The organism is Stenotrophomonas sp. STEN021 (assembly GCF_056760175.1).
The window spans coordinates 41062-50847 of the sequence record NZ_JBRREH010000006.1; the positions used below are offsets into that span (position 1 = coordinate 41062).

Genomic DNA, 9786 nt, shown 5'->3' on the forward strand with positions numbered 1-9786 from the left:
ATGCCCCTACACTAGCGCCCACCCTCTCTGGGAACAATGTTCATGAAGCTGCCCCGCCTTGCTGTCCTGCTTGCCGTCACCGCTTTGTCTTCGTACCCGTTCACCCATGCACACGCCCAACGCGTGGTCCAGGGGGATCTGCAGCAGCAGATGTCCGCCGCGGAATTCAATGCCGCCGGCTTGAACAAGCTCAGCCCCGAAGAGCTGGTCACGCTCAACAACTGGCTGCAGGGCAAGGTGGCACAGGCTGCCAGTGTTGCCGTGGAGCAGGCGCGCGAGGAAGGCCGCCAGGAAGTGATCACCAAGAACCGCGGCTTCTTTGATTTCGGCTCCAAGGACCCGATTGAAGCCACCCTGGCAGGTGAGTTCCGTGGTTTTGGCAAAGGCCGCCAGTACACCCTGGACAACGGCCAGATCTGGGAACAGACCGATGAAACCGGTGCCAGCGGCGTGCGCAAGCAGGACCCGAAAGTACGCATCACCCCCGGCCTGATGAACGTGTGGTATCTACAGATTGATGGCCTCAATACCCGCGCCAAGGTCCGCCGTACCAAGTAATCGTGCCAGCCCTGCCCCTGCCGTATCGGTCTGGGCAAGCGCTCCCCCCATGTTCCTCATCCTGTGAGCCGGCCTTCACCATGCGCGTATTCGCTCTGACCCTGCTGTTGCTGTTACTGCCCGCCAGCGCGGCGGCACAGGTATACAAATGCAAGGGCAAGTCCGGCGAAACCGTGTACTCCGAGCATCCCTGCGATGCCCGCGCCGAGCCGATGAAGCTGCGTGAATCGCCGGCTCCAGCTCCGCTGCCACAGCAACCGATGGGCACCGGCGACCAGCGCCAAGGCGAGGCTGAGACGCCAACAGCGCCAGCCGACAGCAGGGAGCTGGCAGAAGCCCACGATGCCGAACGCAGCTGCATCAGTACCGCCACTGCGTCCATCTATGGCTCCTCCAATGACCGAGTCGGCACGCTGCAGCAGCAGATGGGCATGCTCAACGAACAGCTCGCTGCCGCCGAGGATGCACAACGCAGCAAGGCCTTGCGGGAACGGATGGCCACCTTCCGCCAGGCCATCAGCCGTGAGCATGCCAGCGCCCACGCGCAGATGAACATCGCTCGTCGTGCCTGCGTCCAGCAGCATCGCCCAGCAGCGGCAGCCGCGCGCTGAGCGCAGCTGCCATCAGCTGCGCAGTGCCGCTACCCGCTGCGCCAGCTTCTTGGCCGAGATGCCGGAGCGGAAACCCAGCTCCTGGGCAAACAATGACACCCGCAGCTCCTCGATATCCCAGCGCAACGCCGCCCACTGCGGACGCTGCGCCAAGCCTTGCACACGCGCTTCCTGCAAGGCATCGACGAAGGGCTTGAGCTCCAGCATGCGCGCCTGATCACGCGGCGGATCGCGCTTTGCGCGTTCCGCACGCAGGATCATCGCCTTCAGATAGCGCGGAAACTGTGCCAGCGCGTCGGCCGGGGTCTCGCGCAGGAAACCGGCATGCACCAGACCGGCCAACTGCGCCTGCATATCGTCCAGATTGCCGCGTGCCCAGCCCATCAGCGGTGATTCCAACTGCGGCTTCAGCTCGCCGGTCAGGCCAAGGATGCTTTCGGCCAGTTTGAGCCGTTCCATCGCCTCGCCGAACAGGCGCTTGCCGGCATCGGCGCAGCGTTGCTGGAAGGCTTCCGGCGTACGGATCGCCTCCAGCCCATCCGCCAACACCGCGTTCACCGCCGCATCGACCAGATCGCCACGCAGCCGTTCCTGCGACTCGATGGACGCATACAACAGGCCGGTCTTTGGCGACACCGGCAACTGCTTGCGGGCCTGCTTGAGCTTGTCGGCCAAGGCAATCTCCAGCAGGCGGCGTACCCCCTGCGGGTGCGCCAGCGCGGCCTCGCTCCTGTCGGCAAAGATGCGCAGCGCGGCAGCATCACCGGTATCAACCAATGCCGGATAGGCCGGCACCCCGGCTTCACCCGGAACCTGCTCGGGGATGGCCGTGGTTGGAAACTCGCGCAGCCCCTCGGCAGCCAGGGCCGCGCCAGCACGTGCTGCAAACGCGCTGCCGGCGCGCTCACCAAAGCGGGCACGCAGTGCGTCAAGGTCACGCGACATGGCCAACAGCTTCATGCCGTCGTTATCGCCGCAAGCAGCCGACTTTCCACGTGTTGCGTTGGCAGATGTCACTTCAAACAGCCGCAGATTCATGCGCAGGTGCGGGTCCAGCGACTCCACGTCGAAATCCGTGGCAGCGACCATCGCACCAGTGGCTTTGGACAGGAAGCGCGCCAGCTCGCCACGGATGTCGTCAGCCGACGGTTGCGCCCAGGCTTCCGCAAACGCACGGCCAAAGTCCGGCGCCGGCACATAGTTGCGGCGCATCGCCTTGGGCAGGCTGCGGATCAGGGCCGAGGCCTTTTCCGCGACGAAGCCAGGGGCCAGCCACGACAGCCGAGCCGGGTCCAGCGCATTGAGCAGGTGCAGCGGCACATCGAGCGTGACGCCATCCTCCTCGCTGCCCGGCTCGAAGCGGTAATGCATGGCCAGGCGCGCATCGCCCAACGGGAAATACTTCGGGTAACGATCCTGTTCACTGCCCTCGCCCGGCAACAGATCGGTCAATGACCAATGCAGGCTTCGGCGCTGTTCCGGCGGCAAGGCCTTCCACCAGCCATCAAGCAGATTGGCCGAATGGATATGCGATGGCACCCGATCCAGATACCAGCGCGCCTGCCAATCCTCGTCGGCAACGATGCCGGCGCGGCGCAGCTTGGCTTCCTCTTCGCGCGCCTGCTCCAGCAGCTTCATGTTGTCGGCGACAAAGCCGGCGCGGGTAGTGATCTCGCCGGTCACCAACGCCTGCCGCACGAAGATGTCGTGGGCTTCGCCGGGGTTGATCCTGCCGTAGTGCACCGGCTTCTTCGGTGCCAGCACCAGGCCGAACAGACTGATCTGCTCTGACGCCAATACCTGGCCCTGGGCACGCGACCAATGTGGGTCGAAGTGCTTGCGTGCCAGCAGATGCGGCAACTCGGCAATCACCCAATCCGGCTCGATGGCGGCATTGGTCATGCCCCATACGCGCGCCGTATCCAACAATGTGGCACTGAGCACCCACGGCGGCGGCCGCTTGGCCAGCGCCGAACCGGGGAACAGATGGAAACGACGCTGGCGCGGCGCCTGGAAGTCACCCTTTTCGGTGCGATGGCCAATCTGGGTCGGCAGGCCCGCCAGCACCGCACGGTGCAGCGTCTGATAGGCCGCTATGCGCACCTTGTCGGGGATGGCGGAAAAGCCAGGGGCCTGGTTCGGTTTACTCGTGTTTTTCTCTGGCGCAGGGGCAGCAATAGCCAAACCCGACGCTGTCCTCTGCTTCTTTCCCTCGCGGGCCAATCGCGCAGCCTTATGCTGCTCGCCGCGCGTCGTCTTGCGCTTCGCCTCGGCATCACCACCGGCGGGCGTGGCCGGCGGCGCCGACAACAGCGCCTTGCCGAAGGCCTCGTCCTCGCCCATCGCCCAGCCCAGCTCCTCGCACAGCAGGCGCAGCTGGCGGTGCAGCTCGCGCCACTCGCGCATGCGCAGGAAACCTAGGAAATGGCGCCCGCACCAGTCGCGCAGCTTGGACTGGGTGAGCTCTTCGTGGGCATCGCGGTAGGCATTCCATAGCCGCAGGATGCCGATGAATTCGGAGCGTGCGTCAGCAAACCCGGCATGCGCGTTGTCGGCTGCCTCGCGCGCCTCCGGCGGCCGCTCGCGCGGGTCCTGGATGCCGAGGAAGGACGCGACGACCAGCATCTCACGCAGGCAACCACCCTTGTGTGCAGCGACCAGCATGCGTGCCAGCTTCACGTCCACCGGCAAGCGCGACATCTGCCGACCGATGTCGGTGAGCTTGCGCTCGTCGTTGATGGCGCCAAGCTCGGCCAGCTGTTGCCAGCCGTCGGCCACCGCACGCTCGTCCGGCGCTTCCAGGAACGGAAATTCGTCGATTTTGCCCAGGCCCAACTGCAGCATGCGCAGGATCACGCCAGACAACGAGGAACGGCGAATTTCCGGATCGGTGAACTCCGGCCGGCTCAGGAAATCGGCCTCCGAATACAGCCGGTAGCACACGCCCTCGGAGATACGACCGCAGCGGCCCTTGCGCTGGTTGGCACTGGCCTGCGATACCGGCTCGATATGCAGGCGATCAAGCTTCTGCCGTGGGCTGTAGCGCTTGACCCGCGCATAGCCCGGGTCGACCACGTAACGGATGCGCGGCACGGTCAGCGAGGTTTCGGCGACGTTGGTGGTCAGTACCACGCGTCGCTTCGGGCCGGGATTGAACACCCGGTCCTGGTCCTTGGCCGACAGCCGCGCGTACAGCGGCAGCACCTCGGTCTCGCGGTATTTGCGGCGTTCCAGTGCCTGGTGGGTATCGCGGATCTCGCGCTCACCCGGCAGGAAGATCAATACGTCGCCACGCGCATCGCTGCGGGTGATTTCATCAACGGCGGCGACAATGGCCGAGACCGGGTCCATCGCCGACTCGCTTTCCGCTTCCACACGCTTGCCACGCACCGGCGCGGCGGCGCTGTCAGCGCTCTTGCCCATCTCTTCCAATGGCCGATAGCGCACTTCCACCGGGTAGGTGCGGCCTTCGACATTGACCACCGGCGCATTGTCGAAGTGGCGCGAGAAGCGCTCGGTATCGATGGTGGCCGAAGTCACGATCAACTTCAGGTCCGGGCGCTTGCGCAGCAACTGCTTCAGGTAGCCCAGCAGGAAGTCGATGTTGAGGCTGCGTTCGTGCGCCTCGTCGATGATCAAGGTGTCGTAGCGCGACAACCAGCGGTCCGAGGCGATTTCGGCCAACAGGATGCCGTCGGTCATGAACTTGATCCGGCTGTCTTCACCGACCTTGTCGGTGAAGCGCACCTGATAGCCGACCACCGTGCCCAGCTCGGTCTGCAGTTCCTCGGCTACGCGCGCGGCCACCGCACGCGCGGCGATACGGCGCGGCTGGGTGCAGCCGATCATGCCGGCCTCGCCACGCCCGGCCGCCAGGCACAGTTTTGGCAGCTGGGTGGTCTTGCCGGAGCCGGTCTCGCCAGCGATGACCACTACCTGATGGACACGGATCAGTGCACTGATCTGCTCCGCTTCACGTGCGATCGGCAGCGTTTCATCCATGCTGACGCTGATCGGCCGGGCGGCGCGCTGCTGGCGCTGCGTGTGCGAGCGCTGCAATTGCTGCTGGAAGGCCTGCTCGGCCGCCGTGTCCGCGGGTTTGCCTTGCCAGCGCGACAGCAACCCCAACAAGCGCCCACGGTCACGGCTCATCGCCCCTTCAATGGCGGGACGGGCGGCGCGCAGGCGGGCGGACAGGTCTTTCTCGATAGTGCTCATCAATCGTTCAACGTGAAAACTTGAAATGCAGGTATGGTGCGCAGAGCGCTATTGTGTAGCCATTCAACCCGCCAAGGAGAAAAGCGTCATGGCCAAGGCCAAGAACAGCAGCAAACCAGAAGCCGGAAAGAAGAAGCAGGCCGTCGCAGCAGCCGTCAGCAACACCGAGATCGGCAAGAAGAAGCTGGCTGCCGCCGCGCCCTCGGCCCCGGCGGTCAATATTGGGATCAAGGACGCAGATCGCAAGAAGGTCGCCGACGGCCTGTCGCACTTCCTGGCCGATTCTTACACGCTGTACCTGAAGACCCACAACTTCCACTGGAACGTCACCGGGTCGATGTTCAACTCGCTGCACAACATGTTCATGGACCAGTACACCGAACAGTGGAACGCCCTGGACGAGATCGCCGAGCGCATCCGCGCCCTGGGCTTCAATGCACCGGGTTCCTACCGCGAATTCGCTGCATTGACCTCGATTGCCGAGGAACCGGGCCTGAATGACAGCGCTGATTGGCGCGAGATGGTGCGTCAGCTGGTGGTCGGCAATGAAGCCGTCTGCCGTACCGCACGCAAGGTCCTGGACCAGGCCGATGACGCCGACGACGCCCCCAGCGAGGACCTGCTGACCCAGCGCCTGCAGATCCATGAAAAATATGCGTGGATGCTGCGGTCGCTGCTGCAATAACGGGTTCGGCGCAGTACCTGTAGTGCCGAGCCATGCTCGGCAGGGGCTTTATCGGCAAGGCCTCGGCCGGGCTGGGCCCGGCGCCAGGCTTTGGCTCCTCTCCCGTGTGCGGGAGAGGGGTTGGGGGTGAGGACGGCTTTTCGCTGACAAGGCCCCTGCCGAGCATGGCTCGGCTCTACAGGCAGGTCGCTGACCGCCTGACGCGCTGTATCGGTCATTCGGCTCGGGCCGCCAGCGGGTAAACTAGCGCAATGCCCCAGAGTCCCGCGCAACAACTGCTTTCCAGCGTTTTCGGTTACGACAGTTTCCGCGGCGATCAGCAGGCCATCGTCGAACACGTCGCCAATGGCAATGATGCCTTGGTCTTGATGCCCACCGGTGGCGGCAAATCCTTGTGCTACCAGATCCCGGCACTGCTGCGGGAGGGCTGCGGCATCATCATTTCGCCGCTGATTGCCTTGATGCAGGACCAGGTGGAGGCGCTGCACCAGGTTGGCGTCCGCGCCGAATTCCTCAACTCCACGCTGGATGCCGAAACCGCCGCGCGGGTCGAACGCGAGCTGCTGGCCGGCGAGCTGAAGCTGCTCTACGTCGCCCCCGAGCGCCTGCTGACCGGTCGCTTCCTGTCGCTGCTGAGCCGCGCGCAAATCTCGCTGTTCGCCATCGATGAGGCCCACTGCGTCTCGCAATGGGGGCACGACTTCCGCCCCGAATACCGGCAACTGACGGTCCTGCATGAACGCTGGCCGCAGGTGCCGCGGATCGCCCTGACCGCCACCGCCGACCCGCCGACCCAGCGCGAGATCGCCGAACGCCTGGACCTGTCCACGGCCCAGCACTTCGTCAGTTCCTTCGATCGCCCCAATATCCGCTACACGGTGGTGCAGAAGGACAACGCCAAGCGCCAGCTGCTGGGTTTCCTGCGCAACCACCGCGACGAAGCCGGCATCGTCTACTGCATGTCACGGCGCAAGGTCGAGGAGACCGCGCAGTTCCTGTGTGGCGAAGGCATGCAGGCACTGCCCTATCACGCTGGCATGCCGGCGGAGGTGCGCGCCGCCAACCAACGCCGCTTCCTGCGCGAGGATGGCATCGTGATGTGCGCCACCATCGCCTTCGGCATGGGCATCGACAAGCCCGACGTGCGCTTTGTCGCGCATACCGACCTGCCCAAATCGATGGAAGGCTATTACCAGGAAACTGGCCGTGCAGGTCGTGACGGCGAAGCCGCCGACGCCTGGCTGTGTTACGGGCTGGGCGACGTGGTGCTGCTCAAGCAGATGATCGAGCAGTCCGAAGCCGGCGAGGAGCGCAAGCAGCTGGAGCGCGCCAAGCTCGACCACCTGCTCGGCTACTGCGAATCCATGCAATGCCGTCGTCAGGTGCTGTTGGCCGGCTTTGGCGAAACCTACCCCAAGCCCTGCGGCAACTGCGATAACTGCCTCACCCCGCCCGCCGCCTGGGATGCGACCATTCCAGCGCAGAAGGCGCTGAGCTGCGTCTACCGCAGCGGCCAGCGTTTTGGCGTCGGCCACCTGATCGACATCCTCCGCGGCAGCGACAACGAGCGCATCCGCCAGCTCGGCCACGAAAAACTCAGCACCTACGCCATCGGCAATGACCTGGATGCGCGCGCCTGGCGCGGCGTGTTCCGCCAGCTGGTCGCCGCCAGCCTGCTGGAAGTGGACCCGGAAAGCCACGGCGGCCTGCGCCTGACCGATGCCAGCCGCGATGTACTCACCGGCCGCCGCCAGATGATGATGCGCCGCGACGCTGCACCAACCCGCGAACGCGAGCGCGGCGGCCCGCGCACCGGTTTGCCGGTGCAGGCTGGCGATCTATCCCTGTTCCAGGCCTTGCGCGGCCTGCGCGCGGAATTGGCGCGCGAGCAGAACGTGCCGGCATTCGTGATCTTCCACGACAGCACCCTGCGCAACATCGCCGAACAGCGCCCAACCAGCGTCGAAGCACTCGGCAAGGTGGGCGGTATTGGCGGCAGCAAGCTCGCCCGTTATGGCCAGCGACTGGTCGAGATCGTGCGCGAGCAGGGCTGACGGGCAGGGCAGAACCGCCCTGCCCGCCGTGATCATCACCAACGGGCGCTGATGCGGAAATCCGCACGAACGCTGTCCTGGTCCCTCAGCACTTTGTCCAACGGATGGCCCAGGTCGAGGCTATAGCTGTAACGTTTGAACAACTGCCCGTTCAAGCCCAGGCCAACGCTGCTGATGCTTGCCGAGGTCGGGAAATCACCCCGCACCTCGCCGTGATCGAAGAACACATAGACGTCATGTGCCTGCCGGTAGGGCCTATGCAGTTCGACACTGCCGAAGTAGCCCTTTACCCCGGACAGTGCGCCGCGGACATAACCGCGCACGCTGCCTATACCGCCCACCTGGAACAGATTGCTGGACGGCAGGAACCCACCTGAAGTGAACTGCCAACCGAGCTGCGCGCGATACAGGAAGCCGCTGCCGCCGAGCCGTTGCGTCCAGCTGGTGTTGCCATTGGCCACGGTGAAGTTACGACCGTTCTTCAACGTCTCATCGGTGCGAACCCGCGATACACCCTGGTAGATCGACCAGTCGTAACCATTGTTGCGATAGCCCGCGTTCACGCCCAGGGACATGTTGGTGGACTTGATCTCCGACACCTGCACACCCGCAATTTCGGAGGTGGAATTACCGCGCGAAACACTGGCCACGGTGGACAGCAACCACTTCTGGTTGGCGATCCAGGGCTGGCTGTAATCAAGCCCGTAATTGGTGGATTCACCCGTGATGTCGAGATCACGGTAGGCACCGTCGATGATGTTGATCTGATTGCGTGAAACGTTCACGCCAACCCGCCCGTTGCGCTTGTTGACGATACCCGAGTAACCGATGCGACCTTCGAGCCCGCCTTGCGAGTAGGCCACCGAGCCGGCCAGCAGATCATTGATGCCAGCCAGCCCCCAGAACTGCCCCTGCACACCGTAGCGCTCACGGCCGGTGCTCTCGACACCCGAGTTGTCGACGAACACCCCCCAGTTGTGCCGATCGGGGAACTCGGTCATCAACACGATATCGGTGGTGCCAACCGCTTCACCCGGCCGCAACAGCGCACGCACCTGCAGGTCGCTGGTGCGGTTGATGTAGACCAGCTCATCGCGCAGGCGATCGGTCTGCACCACTTCGCCTTCAGGCTGGTGAACCCGCCGCTGCACGAAGCGCTCCGGCACCCTGCCCTCGCCAACCACGGTCAGCTTACCCAGCCGGCCCTCGATCAAACTGATCTGCACCACGCCATTCTCGATCGCCTGCCCTTTCAGGACTGCCTTGGCAGTGGAAATGCCCTTCGCTGCGTAGAGCGCGTTGACCTCAGCCAGCAGCTTCTCCAGCTCGGCCATGCTCACCTGACGCCCCAGATAGGGCGCGGCGGTGGCATCGAGGTCGGCACGGGCGAGCAGTTCCGATGGGCTGAAACGTACTTCCTTCAGGTTGAAGTGCAGGTCACCATTCGCGCTTTGGACAGCCTTTTCTTCCGGCTTCTGCTGTTCCAGCGGATCGGTCAACGGCCGCTGCGGCTGCAATGGCTGCCGCTGTTCGTAATAGCCATCAATGCGCTGCGTGGTTGCCGGCCCGCCTTCATTGGCGGCTGACTGCGCCTGCGCCATACACGGCAGCAATGCGCCGCCGAGTAGCAACAACCCTCGATACATCTTCATGCCCCTGT

The 9786-nt window shown here is 64.5% G+C and carries 5 protein-coding genes and 2 pseudogenes; 4 read left to right on the forward strand and 3 right to left on the reverse strand.

Annotated elements, in window-relative coordinates:
* Positions 1–42: 42 nt before the first annotated feature.
* Together ACVOL0_RS02285 and ACVOL0_RS02290 are read left to right on the forward strand one after the other, a co-directional pair.
* On the forward strand, positions 43–558 hold the full coding sequence (locus ACVOL0_RS02285; RefSeq protein WP_481547717.1) for a hypothetical protein: 516 nt from the start codon (positions 43–45) through the stop codon (positions 556–558).
* Positions 559–638: 80 nt separating this feature from the next.
* Complete coding sequence (locus tag ACVOL0_RS02290) at positions 639–1169, forward strand: DUF4124 domain-containing protein (RefSeq protein WP_481547718.1); 531 nt, start codon at positions 639–641, stop codon at positions 1167–1169.
* A gap of 12 nt (positions 1170–1181) precedes the next feature.
* On the opposite strand, the pseudogene ACVOL0_RS02295 reads toward ACVOL0_RS02290, so the two are convergent.
* Positions 1182–3272: pseudogene (locus tag ACVOL0_RS02295) on the reverse strand (DUF3418 domain-containing protein); the annotation flags it as partial.
* 239 nt (positions 3273–3511) lie between these two features.
* Positions 3512–5387 (reverse strand): annotated as a pseudogene (gene hrpA, locus ACVOL0_RS02300) (ATP-dependent RNA helicase HrpA); the annotation flags it as partial.
* Positions 5388–5475: 88 nt separating this feature from the next.
* Here hrpA and ACVOL0_RS02305 point away from each other — a divergent pair.
* A complete protein-coding gene (locus ACVOL0_RS02305; RefSeq protein ID WP_481547719.1) occupies positions 5476–6072 on the forward strand; it encodes a Dps family protein in 597 nt (198 codons plus the stop codon).
* A 251-nt stretch (positions 6073–6323) separates the two neighbouring features.
* On the forward strand, positions 6324–8126 hold the full coding sequence (recQ, locus tag ACVOL0_RS02310) for a DNA helicase RecQ (protein WP_481547720.1): 1803 nt from the start codon (positions 6324–6326) through the stop codon (positions 8124–8126).
* A 35-nt stretch (positions 8127–8161) separates the two neighbouring features.
* Here the strand turns inward: recQ and ACVOL0_RS02315 are convergent, their stop codons facing one another.
* Entirely contained in the window at positions 8162–9778 is a 1617-nt protein-coding gene (locus tag ACVOL0_RS02315; RefSeq protein ID WP_481547721.1) for a ShlB/FhaC/HecB family hemolysin secretion/activation protein, read from the reverse strand.
* Positions 9779–9786: the final 8 nt, after the last annotated feature.